The sequence below is a fragment of the Peribacillus sp. NPDC097295 genome (assembly GCF_044761665.1).
GTDB lineage: Bacteria > Bacillota > Bacilli > Bacillales > DSM-1321 > Peribacillus.
Map to the genome: position 1 here is coordinate 43,837 of NZ_JBIWCW010000013.1, position 19,982 is coordinate 63,818.

Sequence of the window (19,982 nt, forward strand, 5' to 3'; positions counted from 1 at the left end):
ACGTATATGGTCAATTTATCTCAGGAGCGTTATGAAGTCCTCGATGAAAAAGTAGAGGAAATCATTGAGTATCTATCAAATAAAGAGATTTTGAATAAAAACTGTTTCCAAACTGATAAGTTTTATGAACTGCATCAATTATTGAGTCTGAATTTTAATATACCTCAAACTAGTATAACAAAAGTAATGGCAAGGATTTTATTTAGTATTGGGTATAGTAAGAAGCCCAATGTTTTAGTAGGCGCAGGTACTTATACTGGAAATGCTCTTGCTTGGCTCTCTGGTTACTCAATTTTAGGGGATGCAGGGCAGAAGACGAGTATTTATGGTTTAGATATTTCTAAAGAAGCCACAGCTATCTCCCAAATTAACTTTGCTAATATACATGCCTCGGATGTACATATAATCCAAGCGGATGCCATTAGTTGGATTACCGAGGTACCTGAAAAGATAGATTTATTGTACATCGACATCGATACTAAGGAAGATGGAAAAAAGAAATACCTTGATTTATTGCATGTAGCTTTTCCGAAAATGAATGAGAACGGTTTAATAATCGCTCATGATATTAATGAAAAAAAATTCGAAAAAGACATGAAGCCATTTGAAGAGGCACTTCTTGATGAGACTAAATTTAAGTCATCAATTAATCTGAATGTCGATCCATTTGGATTATCAATCTCTATAAAAAGGTGAGAATATGGGAATATACGAAAACCGACTCATACGATTAGATTTTGGAGAACCCTCTTTTCCGTGTCCTCCAGAGGCCAAGGCAGAATCTATAAAATATATCTCTAGTCCCAATTGTCAATATGCCCCGATAAAAGGGGATAGAGAATTGATTTTTAAGATAAAGACTCATTTACAAGAGCAGTATTCGATTCAAATTGATGAACAATATGTCACCATCACAACCGGTGGGTTGATGGGCTTAAATGCTATTATCAGATGTTTAAAAAACAATGGAATCACTAAGGTTTATTATCCTAACCCAGGGTTTCCGCCATACCAGTTTATGGGACACTATAATGGAATTAATATGGAACCGTATCCTATGGTTGAAGAAGAACAAGCAATACGTCAATTGTGCTTACTTGCAAAAGAATCACCAATGGGCAAGACCGCATTCCTCATTACCTCCCCCAATAATCCCAATGGTCTTACATTTAGCCGTGACTCATGGGATTTATTGTTAGAGGCTATGGATAAGCATTTTATAATTTGTGACCATTCCTTTGAATCCTTTATATTTCACTCTCAAAAACAAGTCACTATTCCTTTAAGGGAGAATGTGTTTCATGCTTTTAGCTTTTCTAAAACATACTCATTGGCCGATTACAGGGTGGGTTATGTAATTTCTCCTAGCTTATTCTGGAGTGAAGAGATATCTAGGGAACACTGGTTTTCACAATTAAGCACTAGTGTTATTTCTCAAAAGGCAGCATTAGGAGCCTTAAATAGCCCGCAAGATTATAAAATAAAAAACAAGAGAATGGTATTGAAAAATATACAGAAAACAATAGATTTATTGAGAGCATCAGACATTGAGATAAGTCGTCCAGATGGGGGCTTCTTTTTATGGATTAATATAGAAAAGACGGGGCTTTCTTCTGAAAAGTTTGTGGAGGTTGCATTGGTGCATTACAAATTGTCTCTCATTTCAGGAGCCAATTTTGGTAGTGAGGGGGAAGGGTATATCCGTATCAACTGTGCTGCCGATCCAGTTAGTCTTCAAGAAGGAATTAGCAGGTTTATTACGTGCTATAATGAGAGGCTAAAAAAATATGAATATACCCTATAAGCAATTATTCAGAAATAGAAATTATGTTTTTTTGTTACTTGGTCGATTATTCAGAAGAAGTGCATTGATATTATTTAGCCTAGAACTTATATGGTTAACTATGGACATCACGGATAATTCACCTTTACATCTCTCAATTATGGTTATGGGGGAGACGCTTCCATTCATTATCTTTGGTTTATATGGGGGTGTGAAAGCCGATCAATGGAACAAAAAACGCATCATGGTATTCAGTGACGCAGGTGTTGCGCTTTTAATCGTTCTAATTCCTGTCTTGTTCTCTTTAAATGAATTAAATTATTACACGCTTTTGGCTCTTGTGGTTGGAATTACTATTTTTAGCTGCTTTTCCGAACCGTGTTACAGGGCAATACTTCCGGAAATTATAGAACGAGTTCAATTACAATCAGGAAATGCATTATTGGACTCAGTTCAACGGGGCGCTTCTATTTTGGTTCCTGCATCGGTGGGGATTGTTTTAAAGTTTACCACACAAATTCATTTATTTAGCTTGGCATGTATCCTTTTGGGTTTAGCGTTTATATCAAATCTTTTCATTCATTATGTTCAAAACTCCAGCCCAAAAAAACGTCTGGAAAATTCTGGTGCTTTCCATGAAATTAAATCTAGTTTCGCTTATCTTAAAAAGAATAAAGATATTACATTTATCATAGTTGTTCAAGGAATCAGCATTTTAATTAATACGGGCCTAATGAGAGTTGGATTACCCATATATTTAGATGTTTATTTAAATAAAGACGTCTCTGCATTTGGTTATTTAACAGGTATTCTTGGTGCAGCATCCTTTCTTACTTCTATACTGATAGGATTGATGAAAAAGTTTAACCCTATTTATGCATTTAATACTGGAATTATACTTTGGGGAATAGGCCTCGTCTCTATTGGTGTATTTCCATCTATGACAGTGATATATATTGGGATGGTTCTGATTGGAATTGGCCAGGCAAGTGAAGGTCTGGCTAGAACAATTATCCTTCAGGATCAAATACCTGGAAATATGATTGGGAAGATTTTTAGCTTGTCCTCAACTATAAACTATTTATGTGACACATTCTCTTTGGGGGCAATTAGTTCTGTAATGGCCTTCATGACCACTGCTGTGCTTTTTTCTGGATCGGGAGGACTCATTTTAGCAATAGGGGTCATCGGCACACTATCATTAAAGAATAATATAAAAAAGGAAAAATCAAAAAACAGTAAGATAAGAAACGAGGTGGGGTAATTTGTTAAAATTAGATGTAAGCTTAGATGCTAGTTTAATCAATTTTGTGGAAAATCATAAGAAACAGCCGACGGAATTGGAGTGGTTTGAATATTGTAAAGCCAACGAAATTCCCTATTTGGCCAATCAATCATTATTTGATGAAGAAAAAAAGTTGGGTAGTTATGAAATTGAATCGTTGTCCCGCACAGTAAAATATCTAGAGGTTCATTTAGAGGATTCTGTTAAACACATCGCCCAATTCTTTCCGGATACTCCTAAAGATATCGACCATCATTTGAAAATTGGTTTGCTACCTTATGGAAAGAAAAACTTCGGTCCTAAATCATCTCTTCAACTGTTTTCTTTATTTCCTGAAGCTACACCAGTTGAGACATATTTATTCCTGATTCATATTTATTATCATGAGATTTCATTTATTAACTATACCGACTTTTGTAAGGAATGTTCAGTGAGTCCAGATACGCCTGAAAAACTTAAGCACTTTATAATCAACCTCATACAAAATGAAGGGATTGGAAACTTTGCCGTACTAGAAAGCTTAATTGAATATAGAGAGCAAAATTCTAGTTATGATTTTAAATACTTTTCTTACGCAAGTATGATCCGGGATGAAGTGAGTATTGTGCAGTCTATGAGCCTCTTAAGACAAATTCTTGATACAGTTAATGAAAGTAATTATGCCAATTATCAAGGCAAGATTAATTTGATTTTGAAAAATAAGCGTCTACCAATTATCAATTTGGTGGGAACACATATGGCTGAATCTATTGTTGCTACTCATGGTCTAGATGCTTTAAGAAATGTATATAAGAGAAGTCCTAAAGAGTTTTTTAACCTCTATTTCGATACAAAAGACCCTTTAAAAGAACATTTATCTAAAGGGGAATATTTCTTAAATAGTACATTTTCCAAGTAAAGCTACTTTAGGATTAATAATATGACTTAGAATCCAATAAAATATTAAGTAAACCAGTATAAAATTACTGGTTTTTTTTATAGAAAAGAAAGTCGAGGGCTCTTTCCCTTTTTATATCTACTGAATTGGAAGTGCTTTTATATAATAGAAGAATGAAACGTTGAATGGAAATAACTGTTTAATATATTAAAAGTAATTGTTTAGAAATAGTAACTACTATTAATAAATTTCCCTATTTAAATTGAGTGAGGGAGACAAGAGCCTCACAGATGACACAAAAATTAATAGAAGCTCCGGGATAAGAAATAATCAAGAGGAATTGTCATTTTTGGATTGGACAGGAATATAAACTTTTCGAGTAGATAATTAATGATACAAGTAATGGAAGGCATTTTTTAAAATCACAGGTACTCTTAATTAACCATTAACTACTTTAATTAATAGTGGATGACTATTTTTTTGAACCATTTTCAACAAATCGTCCATCCACCTATTATTCTTTAGAAAAACAAAAAGAGTTAATTCGATCTTGGGAACAAAATCAAAACATAAACTTGCATACCAGTTTGGGATTTTTCTGAAAAAGAATCATAAACTAATTGGTACTATTGATCTTTTTCAAATTATTCGCGGTCCTCTTCAAAGCGCATTAATAGTTAATTACTTATAAAAAAATAATGGTAAAGCTTACACTACAGAAGCTGTTAAATTAGTTGTAGAATACGCTTTTAAATCTCTTTATTTGCATAGGATTGAGGCTGGTGTTATGCCACATAATATGGGGTCAATACGTGTATTAGAAAAGGCCGGTTTTCATAAAGAAGGAATTGCAAAAAAAAATGCAAAAATAAATAATCGGTGGGAGGATCATCAAGTATTAGCCATTATAAATCCAAATGAGTAATTTTTGATAATCAATAAGCTAGTTTTCTACCACCCTATTATAGAATTAGTTGTTTTTACGAATAATACGCAATTAATTTATCTGTGAAGCCAAAATATTTAGAATAGGCGCTGGTTGAAATTAGACTTTTCAAGATAAAATAAAAAAACGCAATCTATTTGTCTGTTTTTCAGTGCTGTGTCAAGTCATTATTTTAATAAATGGAAAGATATGATAATTACAATTATCCAGATAGTTATTTATCATTTTCAAAAGCGCGATGGCGAAGGTCATTTGATATGGTAATGCTGTAGTTTTAGAGTAAATAGCTAAAAGTTTTATAAACCGAATTAGCAGAAAATTAGCAAACCCTGAATTTGTCCGAAGTTGGACAAATTCAGGGTTACTTTAAGGACTATAAAACATTTACTATTTTGGGGTATCATAACTTACTGATCGAGTTCCATCTCTTTTTTCAACCGGTCGACAAAATGCTCATTGATATAATCCCGTACAAATTTATCCTTTTTCTCCAAATCGATGTCTTTCCTGAAAAAGCCTACCCTTTTAAGACGCTGATCTTCGGGTAACTTGGACCAAGCCACCTGGGCTTCCTCTTCCAGTGAGCTTTCTATCTTTCTTTGAATCACCATGGCCTGAAAGCTTTGGTTCTTTTTTTCTTCCGTCGATGGTGGTTTTGGCAAGCTTGTTATCAATTGATTGTATTGATTTTGCAGTTCCTTGATTTGAGTGGCAGCCAATTCTTCATATGTTCTTTTGACTTCTTCGGAAATTTGCTTTTTAATGCTCTCTAGATCGTCTACATGTGGAGCTGGCTTGTCCTCTTTTACTGGGAATGGGCGTAATTCAAAGTGGTTGGGAAGGTCTCGGGATATGGCAGGTATTGCCCATTTCTCTCCCCTTCTCTTTTTGATGAAAATTGCAATCTTCAAATCCAATTCATCATAGATCTTTTCCTTCGTTTCCATCGTTCGGTTTATATAATGAATCCGGCCCTTTTCCAACCGTTTGAACCAGCCATCCACGGTATTGATATGTACATGTTCATGGTCCTCGAAGGCCTTGTTGAGTTCATCAACAAAGTCACTGATTCTCCAATGTTTCATTTCTTTCATGTCATTCTCCCCTTTCTTTTCAAGAATAGTATATGTATTGCATATAATGGCTTTGGGTTGTGCTCCATATGTGTCCTGTTGTGTATATGTTGTGTACAACATATACATAAATGGTAGGGAACATTCTACATATAGACTACTAGTAATTACATGATACTTTCTATTTTAGTATAAAAAGCTAAGAAAATAAAACAATAATGAGTTGCATAGATAGAGTGAATGTATCAGACATTCATTTTTTTATACTATATGTAGACTACAAGCTATAAGTAGACCACAAATATACCGTCTTTTTTTAATGATTGTGGACCAATTGTGTTGTGTTGACCATAATTGGAGTGTGGAAAAGTGTTGTTCTTAGTGTATTAGACGTCCTTGGCTTATTATCCTCTATAAGAGTATGGATTAAAGGAGGGATTGAGCAAATTTTTTTGAAGTAACGCAAAATAAGGTGAAGTTCAGGCCACATATTCAGCAAAAAATCACCTTTGTTTTAATAGGGACTTAAAAAACCCATCTGCAGATGGGTTTTAGTCGTCATCATCATCATCAAAATTCAAAAATGTTTTCTTCGCAAAGTTCTGAATCAAGGCATTGGTCTTGAAAGCAGGTTCTTTATCCGCCACTTGATTCTCCACCGGTAGTGGCAGATTGAAATCAAGTGGGGTAGTGGGTTTCGTCACAACCTGATATAGAAGTTGACTGAACAGGGCCTTCGTATGGGGATTGTTCACCCATTCTTTTTGGTCAGCAGTCAAACCTTCGGGCAGGTTGATGGAGATCTGCTCGTTATCCGAGCTCCCCAAAGCCTTTCTTGAAACCGCCTCGACGAAGATTGGGGAGATTTCACTGCTGAATTTCCTGCCCAGCTCATTCTTTTTCTGCGTCAGATAGTCTACGACATGTACGGGAGTGTCTGGTGGCAAGCGAAAAGAGATCGTCTTTCCAGGTTCAAAGCGTTCATCCATAACATATCACTCTTTAATTACGGCTTGTTTTTGTATGGAAATCCCTTTACTTTGTAAATACATCAACAATATCTTGAAATAGGCACGGGTAATCATCCAAATGCTATCGTCTTCCGATACGAATCGAAGAGGGTAGTTCTTGTCAGATTGATTCATTTCAGAGAGGTAAGGCTTCAATACGAGCGACCCTCCGCCGATTTGATAGGCAAGCCGGATGTCTGGGACATTACGCCACATATCCTTGATCAATTTATATTCTTCCTTGGCCAGAACGGATAGTTCATTATCGATGATGTCCTTGATGGAGACACGATTTCCATTCACCCAGATATGATACTGTTCTTCGGGTTGGTCATTCGTGATGATCTCGACCAGTGTGCGACGGCTTTTGATTGTATATTTGTGTTTGGTATACACTTTGCGAATGATGTTGTCCAGATAGGTGGAAACACCTTTCTTGATGCCGTTGCTGTATTCGTTATCGACCTCGGCTTCAGCGGAAATGATGGCCGAATCAGTAGAAAGGCCCCCGATATCATTGATGAGAAGGGTTTTACCTATCAAATCCTCATTTTTTGTGGATCCGTCGTTATTTGTCGTCAAATCGACGAATGCTGCAAAGCCTTCGGTGTTGACCAGGACCTGTTCAAATTTAATACGAACGGTTTTCCCTTCCATCGTGGGTGTTTTCAGAAATTTCACTTCATGCTGCGAGCTTTTCAGCTTTTTTCGAAATTCCTTAGCTTTTCCCTGTTTGGTTTCGTCCAGTGGCAGTCCAGTAGATAAATAGTAAGAGGCCTCTATTATCCCATCATCTTCCGTAAACTTTCCAACGGCATCATAGGCAAGGGACGTCAGGAGCATGATGATCGGTTGATCACTGTCTGCTTTGTCCTGATCGGGTGTCAGTTCATCGTTATTGGGATATTTGGAAGCCAATTTTCCAACAGCATAACTTCCATTTTTATTCTTTAAAGCAGAAGAAGTGATTTCCAGATGTAGAGCATTAAGAGGATTCTTTTCCATTTCCACGATTTCACGGTCTTCGACCTGGGCAATCACGTTAGGTATGTAAAGCCGGGTTTCAAGGTCGCCTAAAAAGCCCTTTACTGCATCATTTCCTATATCTATCGATACGAATCTAGCCATATTAATAAGATTCCTCCTTGGCAATATTGGATTTTTATTCTATATCAACAACAATTGTATGCAAATTGCATGCAATTGTCAAGTTTGCATGCAATTTGCATGCAATTATATTTCTTAAGGGTGATCTATAAGACCTAAGAAAATTACTGCAAAATGAAGGTCTTAAGACTAGAAGTATAGATGGCACTAATATTGGATGTATGGAGGGCAGTAGTGTAATAGATTCCTGTTTCCTATACTTGATGGCCAATCACCCTAGTATTTAATCTATATCGACCTATGGGTAAAGAATTTCTATCTAATCACATACTAGAATAGAGGGGAGAAGAACGAAACTTTGAATACTCCCGAGTCGAGATTAGAAATCCTTACTAATCTATTTGCCAGTAAGTTACACCCTGAATGCAGCGATTGCCAGTGGCTAAATTGGGAAACCGTGCTTCCAATCACGGTAGCATGTAAAACTGTACGTGATTCTATAGGTCTTAGAGGACTTCTTTACCTACATCGGGAGGAAGCTATGGTCAAAGAAAGAGACGTTCGATGTAGACATACGAAGCCAATACAAAAGGGGTGAGGTTCAAAAATGAAGGGGATTCACATAAGTATGAAGAATATGTGAATTCATGGCTGTAGCAATGTGAAAGGAGTGTGAAGGATGATGAAAATAAAAGAGGTAATGGAACACTTATCAGTAAAGGGAAACACAATAGCCAAAATTGCGAAAGATAAGGTGGGGCTAGGGGAAAAGAAATTGAAAAATGCATTACATAGTGCAGGTTATGAATATAAAAACCAGGCGCCTAAAGGTTGGTATTACGCAGGAGAAGGGGATGAACCCCTTTATCAATCGGTGTTTGATTTCATAGAACCGAAAAATGTTTCAATTATACGTCCATTCTATGTGAATGAGAGTTCACCAATGAATTCACAAAAGGATGAACTCGATGTGAAATCTGTAAGAAATGAATGTGAAAGGTCTGTTCACACGGATTTCACACCGGAAGAGTCAGCGATATTAAAGGAACTGATAAAGGCATTTATACTTGATGAAAAGAAAAAGGAAGACATGGTGGGCAATAGAGATTTTCTTTATCAAAGGATAATCTCTTTAGGAAAGGGGGAAAAAGTACGGAAGACAATTGTAATAAATGAAGAAGTTGGGGCTTTGCTTGATAAGTTCGCAGATCAGCAGATGCTTAAAAAATCCGACCTTATGGAAATAGCCATAGTGGATTTAGTCAATAAATATAAATAAAGTGCTACCAAAATATAAGTAGCACTTCGGACCATTCAATTCGAGAATCTAGCAAATAATCTTTATCGATTTTATTTGATAGTGTAGTCTACGAGAGTGTCCTGTCCATTAATCATTTTTGGCAAGTCATATGTTTTTCTATGATATTATAAGTTCTATCTTTTTTATCCCACTAAAAATATCATCTGATAACTTACTTCTTTTCTTTTAACCATTGGAGCATCTTCTCATCATTTTTATTATTCTGCCGTTTATTTTCTTTTCTCAGGTAACGGGAAAGGGTAGTATGAGCAATGCCAATCTCCTCTGCTGTCTGACGGATGCTCATTTTCAGGGTATCCATGGTCTCTTTCATCGTTTCCGGTGTCAGCATAATTTCCTCAGTTGTGAAGTCGAATGCCTGTTGGATATCTAAAGGGGGAGTCACTGAAGACTTATCCATGATGTATGCCGATTCCCGGGAAACAGCCGTTTCAACCTTGACCAATTCGAGGCCCACGGGTAGGGGAAATGTGTTTTCCTGATCAAACTGATTCATGCGTTCCAGGATTTCCGCATCGACTAGGCGGTTAGTGTTCAACATCAATTTCTTTTGATTTTCCTTCACAACCATGTCTGTCGGCAAAATGCTCACATTGATCTTGGACCAGTAATTGTGCACCCATCCTTTTTTGCCGACCCGTTCTTCGTCAATTTCTTCGCTATAGGCCCAGCTTTCAATCACGCTGTCGGCCTTTAGTTGATCCAAAACGTTTTCGAATTTATCTCGGATCTGCACCCCGTTATATCTGGAGGAGAAGTCCATCACCTTCAATAGGGTGGACACTTTAAATGGCTGCTGCAGGGTCCTTTTGATGGTCCTGATTTTCCATTGCAGGTTCAAGTACCTGGTCAATCGCTTGTGTTCCCGTTGTGTGAAGTGACTGTATTGGAAGACTTTCAGATCCAATACACCAAGGGAACGGTTCGGTCCGTCGAGATATGGAGTCAGGATGGAGGAGGGCTTCACCTGCACCGCATAAATGCCCTTTGGCTGTCCGGTCTTCTTATCATAAGCGACCCGCATCTTCCCAATCTCGAACATCCTTTGGAAATCCTTGAACTCATACAGTTCATTGTCCTGGATATCTTGCGTCTGGACGACCTTTACCTGTTCATCACCCAGTGATATCCAAATGCTTGAAAGTGCTGCCACACGCTTCATGATATTGAAGCGATCCTCTTCCCGGAAATCGATTTCCCGTCCGTGCGCAGTCCGTTTCTTCAAGTTCCGGAGGCGAAGGGCATCATTGCTATGGAATTCGATGTACCCGTCCGTGCTCTTGGGTGACACCATCCATAAATATGTAATTAAATCAAAGAGGTCGGCTGTCATTTCATCCAAGGAATTAATGGTGGATTCAATGAGTTCAAGCCACATCTCCTGTTGATCGGAGGTAATCTCGTTTGCTTGCAGTTCGTGGGGACGCAGTTCAGCCAAACCTCTGAACTTTCCTCTGTTGTCAATGATCTCGGTTGCCAAAAGACCTGTCTCTCCTTCCTTGAAGTCCTTTTTCTTCGTTACGATATCCCTCATTAAATGAAAGTCCATATCCATGCTCGAATAGATGTAATCCCGATTCAGGGCTTCCTCAATCTTTTCTTCGTTCACACTTCGCTTTATTTCATCCTTAGGAAATTCGTTGATGAAGTGTCCTGCCAAAATGACCTTTATCGTGTCTCTATAGAGGTTCACAGCTTTCATGACCATCTGCTTGCTGATCGGTTGCTCAAAATATAACGTCTGGGTAAACAGGGAATAGAGGGCACGGAAGCTCAGTCCCATCGTGTAGGGAGGCGCCTGATTGCTGATTTCCTCTTCCGTCATCTGGTAGGCTTCCTGATTCCATTTCTCCAGGATATAAGGGCGGTCACCAAATAATTCCTTCGTTTCTTCATATATTGCTATTTTTAAAAGTTCGTAGTTTAAAATTAAATTATCAGGTATGTTTTCATACTTCATCGATAACATCCTTTCCAATGCATGCAAGGTAATCTATAAAACCATTAAACATGATACGTTCCATTAAATTCAATAGAATGCACCATTTCCAAGCTATTATAACAAGGGTTTATCCACTATCATAATCAAAATGCACCAAATAGTACACTGGTTCCGTAAATTTATTTAAAAAGCACCAGTGGGGTTTGATTTCTTCGGTCGATCAAAAAGTAGGGGAGGGGATTGAATATAAACAAGAATCATAAAAATATCAGAAGTCATTCGCGAATGAATCGAGGATGGAAGCAGGGAGACTGACATGTAAAAGGCGTATCATGTACATTAAACGCACCATATTTCAATAACCTGAGCGGAACCCGCCCGAAATACACACCATTAAATGCACCATTACGGAAGTGGAATCGAAAAATGAGCGGAACCTGTGTACCAGGTTAAAACGTTGGTGCATCTGAGTTTATTTCATTTTCGCATGGATATGGAACGAAGAAATCATACGGGTATTTCACAATTTGAGCGGAACCTGTACATCTGAAATGCACCATGGTCATATGCGAGTGAGCGGAACCTGTGTAGCATTTTTTAGGGGAGATATAGCTTGAAACCTTGCCAATACAGGGTTTGCAGTGGTTTTATCCATTTTGAATTTCTATCAAAAATGGTTCATTTTTGTTCTTTTCGGTGCAAAACTTGAGCGAAACCTGCATAGAAAAAAAAAACGACTTTTTTTTTACCCCTTGGGGCCCTAAGCTTCGAGGGGCTTTTTTTTTTGGTGCATTTCCCTTAGAGAGCACCATTTTACAAAATTCGATTTCGGTATACTGTTTAGAACTAGAAATCGACAACCTGGAAGCACTCCGAAATTTGAAGAGGCGTCTTCCTCTTTACAAGTAGACCAGAGTTATGGGGAACATTTTGCACCATAAACCAAACGAAGCAAATCCAGAAGGGAGAAGGTGACATAGATGGGGATAAGGGAAATCGGTAATAAAATGGGCCATGCCGTTTCAATCGGTGAAATCATGCAATTCATGACCCATAATAGTCTGTTCCTATATAAGAAAAAGGGATCTTCTGCCCCGATTGATAGAAGGGCAGCCTATGAGGCACGGGAAGGCAGTAACCCGCATATGAAGGGGGCAGTCTTTGTCTCCCCATCGAAAACGGACCTGACAGAAGGAAAAGGTTATGTCGTCACCTCTTACGAAACCCTTCAGGAGAAACACCAAAAATTGACTCACTGGACCCCCAATACCTACCGCGGGGGTACATACTATGATTTCAAAAAGCGATTGATCAAAGGCCATACACGTGAAAATTTAAAGCAGGTCAATGTGATTGGGTTCGACATCGACACCAAGGAAGTCGATTTGTACGCCCTTTATTTGGGTTGTGAAGAATTGGGATTGCCACGTCCCAACCTATTGCTGGAAACACCTAGGGGATTCCAGGTCTTTTACGTTCTGGCCACCCCGTTCTACATACATAAAAATCAAGATTACAAGTCTTTGAGAGTTGCGGAACGATTATCGGACAATGTTCGCAAGGCGGTATCCCAATACGTGCCGGTGGATAAGAACTGTGTGCCTTTCGGGTTTTACCGAATCCCGAGGGAAGACAATGTCCTGGATTTCTTTGACGAGCCTGCAAATACGAGAGAACTCCTATCTTGGTCCAAGCAATACGAAGAACAGGAAAAAAGAAGTTTCCTACGGGTCGTATACGATAAGCACGATGCAACATTCGATCTTACATCTTCGGATTGGTATCGTGCGCTCATCCTATCGACTGGCATCGATACAGGACATCAAAGTGCGAGTCGCAATAATGCACTGTTGACCCTTGCGCTTGCCAATTATGCGAGTGGTCGCCCTTTGGAAGAAGCATATGATGAATTGGACCAATTCAATAGCCAGTTGGCCCATCCCCTTCGGAAAGGTGAGTTCGAACGCACGTTGAAGAGTGCCTATTCAGGTAAATACAAAGGCGTGAAGCGCTCCTATGTCGAAGGATTGCTGGAATTATGGACAGATGGACAAGTCCAATTCCAAGGCAAAGAAGGCTGGTATAAATTCAAAAAGCCGCGAGAAGAGCGTGTCCGTTCCCATTATGATGAACGGGAAGAGGATATCCTCGCGCATTTAACGAAACACACGGACCCTGAAACACCGTTTCTAGAGGGTTCTTTACCGATGCTTGCCAAAACCTTCGGGATGGCTGTATCCACGCTCAAGGAAGTCTTGAAGCGCTCGACTAAGCTGATCAGACATACAGTGGGCCAGGGCAGGGGAGCTTATACGAAAGTGGCAAGCCGATCGATGATGTGCAGGAACTTGTTGTGGAAACGCCAGGAAAGAATCGAACAGGCCCAAATGACCTTTGCCGAGCTCCTTCCCCAAGCAACTGCATTTCCAAGAACCCTAGTGTTCCCGTCGTTAAGATCAGAGTTACTAAACTACGAGTTGGACATCCTATACCGCCCAGGGACCTCGCCACCGGGGAAAAGACACTTGAATTTAATAAGCCAGTCTGCCATTACATATCTATAGTATCCTTGCCTTCTGCTCCTAGCAGCTACTCTACTAATCTTGTTTCTATGTATTGCTTTTAATTTTTGAGGACATTTTGTTATTTGAATTCCTATTTATTTTTTTATTATTGGTCCTTTCTTAAGCGTTTTATGGGGGGAATTACTTTTGGTTATTGTCTTACAAGTGTGAATTTATTCCGGTCTTTTCCATATGGGGAGTAGTTTTAGTCTGGGGTTTTTCATTTTTCATTAAGCGTCACGAAGAGATTTAATGAATAATGGATGGATTGAATAAGAACACTAGTTCCAAAGTAACTTCCAAAAATTAGGATATTAGTTCGCTACCAATATTGTGTGGTTATGTTAAAATTATGGAAATAAATAGGTTGTTGGTTTGAAAATTAATGGGGCATAAATGAGGTTGCCACCTTCCCTATTAATTTTTGAGTTGGATGGGTTGAAGCAAGGCAGGTCCTGTTAAATGGTCACGGATTTCCATGTTTCCAATCCGTGACCATTTAACAGGACCTTAGATAAATAATCCACTTACCCAAATTAAATGAATATAGGGGTGGGAGGGGTAGGTGGTGAGAGAGTAAGAGAGAGTGTGTGTGTGTGTAGTGAGAGTAGTAAGTAAGTAGAGAGAGGTAGAGAGTAAGTAAGAGTAAGAGTAAGAGATAAGTTCAAGGGATAAAAGAATTGTATTTGTTATTTGAAGTAAGGGTAATGTTTTGAGAAGGAAGGTGAGAGCGTGTGAGATACCATGTGTTTCCTTTTTTGATTCCGAAAGAGGGCAAGGTCTATGAGCTCAGGACGACGATGGATGCCAAGATCCTGTACTTTAAAGATGAAACGGCCTGGACTACCTTGTTAAGTTTTTTAACCAAGCCTTGGTATAGACGATGGGTCAAGCAGGATTGGGTTAGTTGGGAAATTGTTGCTACGAAGGAACAGATTCGGTATTACATCTGGGTTCCGGATGTACATATTGGGAGTGCCTTCAAGAGTAAATATTACTCGGAACATCCGGATGTGGAGATTGTCGAAGTGGAGGATCGGGCAGTAGACTTTTCCCGGCCACATGCAGCAACCAGGTTATTCATGGAAAGCCATTGGACCGTGCCGATTAAGACCTATCATAATGAAGTGGTCGATACACAGGCAGAATTGATTGAATTTTTAGATGGTTTGGAGGAAGGTCAAGAAGTCCACATGCAATTCCTTGTGCAACCCGCCTACCGTACTGAAAAAAGCTTTCGGGGAATCACGCAACAATTCCATAGGCAATATGAAGCTGATGAATCGTTGCGGCAGGACAATGAATTATACCTTTCCGCCATTGAAGGGAAGTCCACGAGGGTCCTTTCAAGGATGGCGATCAAAGTGGTGGCTTTTGGGAAAGACGCACCAGATTCCAAGGAGTTGATCAGAAGCGCAAAGGGATCGATCGGGACATTTTCAAGTGGACGTCTCAATCAGCTGAAAACCCGTGAATGGTGGTGGTTTAGGACTATCCGGCCCTTGTTCCGTTGGGAGTTCAAAAACCGGATATTCCCCATGGAGAGGATGAAGAAGCGTTTAATTCTTGGTTCCGAGGAAATGGCGGCGATGATGAGGCTTCCGAGTGAAAGGGTCCACAGCAACCGGATAAACCGCCTGAAGATGCGGCCTACGCCCTTACCGAAGGAATTGAAGGATGTGGACGTAGATTCGGATCTAGCCATCCCTTTCATCGATGATAACTTCCTGAATGGGGGCATCGTTTTGCAAAGACTTGGTGAAGCAAGCTTGCCGAACCTGCAAAGGCTCCTGAGCGATCCCGAATATCGGGAGGGCGTGCTTGAGCGCCTCGATCAAAGCATCCCCATCGAACGCGACCTGTATCTATATTTTAATAATTTGCAGGGATTGAAGGATCGTGAACTGCAAGCGAAAACGAATTCGACACTCAACAAGCTACGGAAAATCACCTTGTCGGGAGTAATGGGACAGATGCTTAGGGCCAAGACGAATGGGTTGAGATTCCGGGAAAGCATGGACCAGGGAATGATCAACCTGCTCGATCTGTCCGAATTGACGAGTGACGAAAAGAAACTTATCGGGTCCATGTGCTTGACCCTTGCGGAACTGGCAGGAAAAAGCCGGGCGGACACCCCGGCGATGGAACGAGATAAGCTGCCGTATCACTTTGTTATGGTGGACGAAGCACCGACCTTGATGGAACACAGCACGGATGCCATCGAATCCTTTGCATCAGAGCTGCGAAAATACAGGGTTTCCATCATTTTGGGGATGCAGGGGATCAAGGACCAGCTACCAAGGGAAGTCGCATCAGCCATCTTCCGGAACTTCGGAACGTTCGTATCCTTTCGATTGGGAGAACCAGACGATGCGGAATACGTCAATCGGTCGATGACTTCGGAAGTCCTAAAAGAATCGGATTACCTGCAAGTGGAGCCATATCACGCATACATCCGAATGCAGGTGGGGAATGAACGCACCCGCCCTTTCCTGATTCGCATGAAGGAGCCAGGTCCGGCCCACTATGATGGGTTCATCCCGACCATAAAGGATCGGACCCTTGCAGAGGCGATGCTACATGAGAATCAGGAGACGGAGAATGAATGGATGACGATTTCAGCCCGGGTAGACCAAAATGGGGAAGAAGAGCTTTTCGTTGAAGGCACAGAGATGGACGTCCTTGGATTCCCCCTCGAAAATCCTTTTGCATCAACTGAGTATGATGCGAAAGAAGGAAACCCATACGATCTTGATATAACAGATAAAGGTCAAATAGCTGGAGAATCGTCTTCCGGTGGACATTTGGCTTTTGACGAAATGGCGATATCGAATCAGGAAAACCAGGAAATCGATTTGCAGGGGGATGGGCCGAACGGTAAATCCAATCCTGAAGATATCGACGTCACCAACGAGGACGTTGAAGAAACAGGCATACCAGAAAAGAAAAAAAATGATGAGCCAGATGATTTGTTCGTTTAGTAGGGGGAGCGAGAATGGTCAAGAAAATAGGTGTAAGGGAAGAGTCAGCTTTTGTAGCCATGCATGACTTAGTCTTTGTGGATGTATCGTACCTGGAAAAGTACATTTTCCTGAAGGAAGATGGTACACCTTTCGGCAAACCGTATATTTCGAAACATATGAGACTGCTTGAAACCGAGGGGTACGTCCGATCCTTCCCATTGGCCAAAGAACTGGAACAAGGGAGAAACAAGCTTGTGTATACGCTCGATACCAAAGGGGTTCAAGAGGTCAAGGAAATCCTCGGCGAAGCCGATTGGGATGCCCGTTGGGCGAACCGGACGCCCACATATATCTACCATTCATTACGTTTGGCGCATTTACAATCCGTTTATGCAGCCGAGGGGGGCAGCGAGAACATCACGTATCATGAGTATTTTTCAGAAAGGCGAGCTTTCCGAAATTATGGGCAAAAGATAATGGATACGCGAGGGAAGGAAAGGTATCCGGCACATACCGTCATCCGGCCGGATGGGGCGTTCATCATGAAACGGACCATCAATGAAATCGATTATTTCCTCCTCTATTTCGTCGAAATGGAGCGTAGCCGCCAAAGGGCGGAAGTGTCGATGGAAAAATTGAAAAGGTATAACGCCTATTGCGCGAAGAAGGCCTATAAAAATGATTTAACCTGGGGTGTGGAGATTTCCGCCGTCCGGATCCTGTTCCTTTCGGATAAACCAACCGAAAGAAAGCAATTGGTCCATCACACAAAAAACGTGGATACCCGGGCGATCAATGCCGTCCTTTATGGTGTGTACGATGAAGTGTTAGCCAATCCATACGGTGCGAACTGGAGGGCCAAAGGTTCCAGCAATCCCGATCATTCGTATACGATGGACAAAAAAATAGAATAAAATTACAAAATTTACTATATTTTTGGAAAAATAAGGTGTTTTATGGGTAGTTATATGTCATAGCCTGTAAGATTCGGAAGGAGGGATTTGAAGAGGTGGCTTACAAGGTGAAACGCGGAACCAGACCAGCCGACCACACGATCAAGGAAATGCTTTTCCGATTCATGAAGAGACTTCTATTCGTCCTCGTCATTCTAATCATTATGTTCGGGGTCGGATACTTTCTGTTCCAATTTGCTTATGATGAATTTCCCGTCTTCGCTTCTGCAGCTGATGACGTCATCATGCTGGTCAAAGGTTTTTATGGAAAACATGGATTTTGGGCAACGATCGGTGTGATTGGGTTCATCTCCTTGGCCGTTTGGGCGTTGGGGGAAGAATCTAGGAGAAAGGAACGGCGCAGGGAAACCATGGATGACATGATGAAATGAAGAAGGTGAGGATTATGAAAAAACGCAAATATCCCCAAACGATTTGGAGGAAGAAGGCAATCAAAGCAGCCTTTTGGACAGGTTTCGCAATGATCATGTTTTTATCCATCGTTGCGATCGTCAGGGTAGGGAATGCGGGAGCCGGGACCACGGAAGAAAAACCGGTTCAAAAAGAAATGAAAAGGGTCAACCCGGCAGCAGGAGAAGGGGGAAAATCATTCGCCCAAAATTTCGCAATTCAATATTTCGATTGGCAAGACACCGAGGATGGCAAGGAAAGGCGTAAGGAAAGATTGGCGCCATTCCTTGCAAAGGGCCTGGATGAACAGGCTGGACTTTCCTTCGAGGGAATGGAGTGGGGCAGTATCCTTCTCGATTCCCAAATCTGGAACGTGAAAGAAACGGGAAAAGACACGGCATTGATTACGATTCGCTTACGGCACACGTTAAATAAAACGATCCCACCCGATCTGAAAGCCGTCGAAAGGGCAGCGAAAAAGAAAAAGACCCCCCCTAAAGCCACAGAAGAAAAAGACGGGCCCCATGAAAAGTATTGGGTTGTTCCCATCAAGACGGATGGAAAATCCTTTGTGGTCCATAAAATCCCCCATTTCAAAGCAGCAGAGAAAAAACCGGACATCAAAACGGATACCCTTATCGATGAAACCGGAAAAATCATGGATAGTCAACTAGAGGATGAAATCAAGACGGGATTGAACACCTTCTTTAAAGTCTATACAACGGGAACACAGGAGGAATTATCCTATTACCTCAAAGGCGAGGAAATCCCATCCATGAATGGGGTCCTCACGTTCAAGCAAATCAAGAACATCGTGATCAAACAAGGAGAGGGGAAGGACCATTATGACGTGCAGGCAACCGTCCTTTTCGAGGAAAACCGATCTAAGGCACAACTGTCCTATCCATATGAAATCAAACTTGTGAAAGAAGAAAGTCGCTGGTTTGTCCAGGAATTGAAGAATCAATGATTTCCCCATATCAGGAGGGTGATGGAACATGAATTTTGGAGAAAACATTCAAAGTTGGTTTTCGACCCAGGTAGGAGCGTTATTCTTAGTGATCATTGGAGCCATTGCAATTTATTTTTTGGTAAGGCGGGAGTTTTCCAGGTTCATAGGATTCGCCGTCTTTGCCATGATCGTCGGCGTATTCGTCTTCACGCCTGACAGCGTCAAGGATTTAGGTGCCAAATTGTGGTCAACGGTTTTTGGAAGTTAAAGATAGAGGGAAGTGAAGGAATACCATGAAACCGAAGATTTTAAGAACCTACAATAGCGTATGGAAAGTGGAAAAGGTCATGTATGGAATCCAGGACATCCCCCTTCCATTCCCCTTGACGTACCGGCAGATAGGATTTTTCGGGGGCGGCGTATTGATTGTCTGGATCTTGAACCATTTTCCTCCTTTAAACTTACTTGATTTCGGGTTGATTGAATATATTTTTCTGCCGGGTCTTTTCGCTTGGTTCTTTACGAAGCAATTATTAGACGGAAAGGCCCCGCACCGTTTTTTCCTACGGGCTATACAGTATCATTTATCCCCCCATCACCATAATCGCTATAAAGAGGTGTCGGGCGTGAAAAAACCTTATCGATATCCAGGCAAGGTTGGCTATCGTCAACTGAGCCATCAGGAGAGGGATGATGCCGATGAACATCGAGTTTCCGATTAAATACTTCGAGGGGAATCTCGTATTCTCCCAGGATGGAGCATGTTGGGCCTATTACCAGTTAGCCGGATACAAC

At 40.6% G+C, this 19,982-nt stretch carries 16 protein-coding genes and 1 pseudogene; 13 read left to right on the forward strand and 4 right to left on the reverse strand.

The window, feature by feature from the left end:
- The first annotated feature begins 6 nt into the window (after nucleotides 1-6).
- The 5 genes and pseudogenes from ACIQXN_RS17095 to ACIQXN_RS17115 all read left to right on the forward strand — a co-directional run.
- Entirely contained in the window at nucleotides 7-696 is a 690-nt protein-coding gene (locus ACIQXN_RS17095) for an O-methyltransferase (protein ID WP_402969218.1), read from the forward strand.
- Between the two features lie 4 nt (nucleotides 697-700).
- Nucleotides 701-1,804: a pyridoxal phosphate-dependent aminotransferase gene (locus ACIQXN_RS17100; protein ID WP_402969221.1), complete on the forward strand. Its 1,104-nt coding sequence runs from the start codon at nucleotides 701-703 to the stop codon at nucleotides 1,802-1,804.
- A complete protein-coding gene (locus tag ACIQXN_RS17105) occupies nucleotides 1,788-3,047 on the forward strand; it encodes an MFS transporter (RefSeq protein WP_402969223.1) in 1,260 nt (419 codons plus the stop codon). The genes ACIQXN_RS17100 and ACIQXN_RS17105 overlap by 17 nt, the downstream gene beginning before the upstream one ends.
- Nucleotide 3,048: 1 nt before the next feature.
- Nucleotides 3,049-3,966, forward strand: a complete 918-nt coding sequence (locus tag ACIQXN_RS17110) for a DUF5700 domain-containing putative Zn-dependent protease (protein WP_402969226.1) — start codon at nucleotides 3,049-3,051, stop codon at nucleotides 3,964-3,966.
- Between the two features lie 455 nt (nucleotides 3,967-4,421).
- Nucleotides 4,422-4,870, forward strand: a pseudogene (locus ACIQXN_RS17115) (GNAT family N-acetyltransferase); the annotation flags it as partial.
- Between the two features lie 428 nt (nucleotides 4,871-5,298).
- Here ACIQXN_RS17115 and ACIQXN_RS17120 read toward each other — a convergent pair.
- From ACIQXN_RS17120 to ACIQXN_RS17130, 3 genes are all read right to left on the reverse strand, one after another.
- A complete protein-coding gene (locus tag ACIQXN_RS17120) occupies nucleotides 5,299-5,985 on the reverse strand; it encodes a MerR family transcriptional regulator (RefSeq protein ID WP_402969229.1) in 687 nt (228 codons plus the stop codon).
- A 530-nt stretch (nucleotides 5,986-6,515) separates the two neighbouring features.
- Nucleotides 6,516-6,953 (reverse strand): hypothetical protein, encoded by a 438-nt coding sequence (locus ACIQXN_RS17125; RefSeq protein ID WP_402969232.1) that lies wholly within the window; start codon nucleotides 6,951-6,953, stop codon nucleotides 6,516-6,518.
- Between the two features lie 6 nt (nucleotides 6,954-6,959).
- Nucleotides 6,960-8,102: an Alp7A family actin-like protein gene (locus tag ACIQXN_RS17130; RefSeq protein WP_402969235.1), complete on the reverse strand. Its 1,143-nt coding sequence runs from the start codon at nucleotides 8,100-8,102 to the stop codon at nucleotides 6,960-6,962.
- Nucleotides 8,103-8,760: 658 nt separating this feature from the next.
- Here ACIQXN_RS17130 and ACIQXN_RS17135 point away from each other — a divergent pair.
- Nucleotides 8,761-9,360 carry a hypothetical protein gene (locus tag ACIQXN_RS17135; RefSeq protein WP_402969238.1) on the forward strand — a complete coding sequence of 200 codons (600 nt, stop codon included), beginning with the start codon at nucleotides 8,761-8,763 and terminating at the stop codon, nucleotides 9,358-9,360.
- Nucleotides 9,361-9,553: 193 nt separating this feature from the next.
- Here ACIQXN_RS17135 and ACIQXN_RS17140 read toward each other — a convergent pair whose 3' ends face one another.
- Complete coding sequence (locus ACIQXN_RS17140; RefSeq protein ID WP_402969240.1) at nucleotides 9,554-11,362, reverse strand: hypothetical protein; 1,809 nt, start codon at nucleotides 11,360-11,362, stop codon at nucleotides 9,554-9,556.
- A gap of 962 nt (nucleotides 11,363-12,324) precedes the next feature.
- On the opposite strand from ACIQXN_RS17140, the gene ACIQXN_RS17145 reads away from it, so the two are divergent.
- The 7 genes from ACIQXN_RS17145 to ACIQXN_RS17175 all read left to right on the forward strand — a co-directional run bounded on the left by ACIQXN_RS17145 (nucleotide 12,325) and on the right by ACIQXN_RS17175 (nucleotide 19,909).
- On the forward strand, nucleotides 12,325-13,908 hold the full coding sequence (locus tag ACIQXN_RS17145; RefSeq protein WP_402969243.1) for a primase C-terminal domain-containing protein: 1,584 nt from the start codon (nucleotides 12,325-12,327) through the stop codon (nucleotides 13,906-13,908).
- 734 nt (nucleotides 13,909-14,642) lie between these two features.
- Nucleotides 14,643-16,889: an ATP-binding protein gene (locus tag ACIQXN_RS17150; protein ID WP_402969246.1), complete on the forward strand. Its 2,247-nt coding sequence runs from the start codon at nucleotides 14,643-14,645 to the stop codon at nucleotides 16,887-16,889.
- Between the two features lie 14 nt (nucleotides 16,890-16,903).
- The gene (locus ACIQXN_RS17155) at nucleotides 16,904-17,785 is read left to right on the forward strand and encodes a replication-relaxation family protein (protein WP_402969249.1); all 882 of its coding nucleotides are present in this window, start codon (nucleotides 16,904-16,906) and stop codon (nucleotides 17,783-17,785) included.
- Nucleotides 17,786-17,880: 95 nt separating this feature from the next.
- Nucleotides 17,881-18,216 (forward strand): hypothetical protein, encoded by a 336-nt coding sequence (locus ACIQXN_RS17160; protein ID WP_402969252.1) that lies wholly within the window; start codon nucleotides 17,881-17,883, stop codon nucleotides 18,214-18,216.
- 14 nt (nucleotides 18,217-18,230) lie between these two features.
- Nucleotides 18,231-19,205 (forward strand): conjugal transfer protein, encoded by a 975-nt coding sequence (locus ACIQXN_RS17165; protein ID WP_402969255.1) that lies wholly within the window; start codon nucleotides 18,231-18,233, stop codon nucleotides 19,203-19,205.
- A gap of 28 nt (nucleotides 19,206-19,233) precedes the next feature.
- Entirely contained in the window at nucleotides 19,234-19,455 is a 222-nt protein-coding gene (locus ACIQXN_RS17170; protein WP_402969259.1) for a hypothetical protein, read from the forward strand.
- A gap of 25 nt (nucleotides 19,456-19,480) precedes the next feature.
- On the forward strand, nucleotides 19,481-19,909 hold the full coding sequence (locus ACIQXN_RS17175; RefSeq protein WP_402969264.1) for a conjugal transfer protein: 429 nt from the start codon (nucleotides 19,481-19,483) through the stop codon (nucleotides 19,907-19,909).
- The last annotated feature ends 73 nt before the right edge of the window (nucleotides 19,910-19,982 follow it).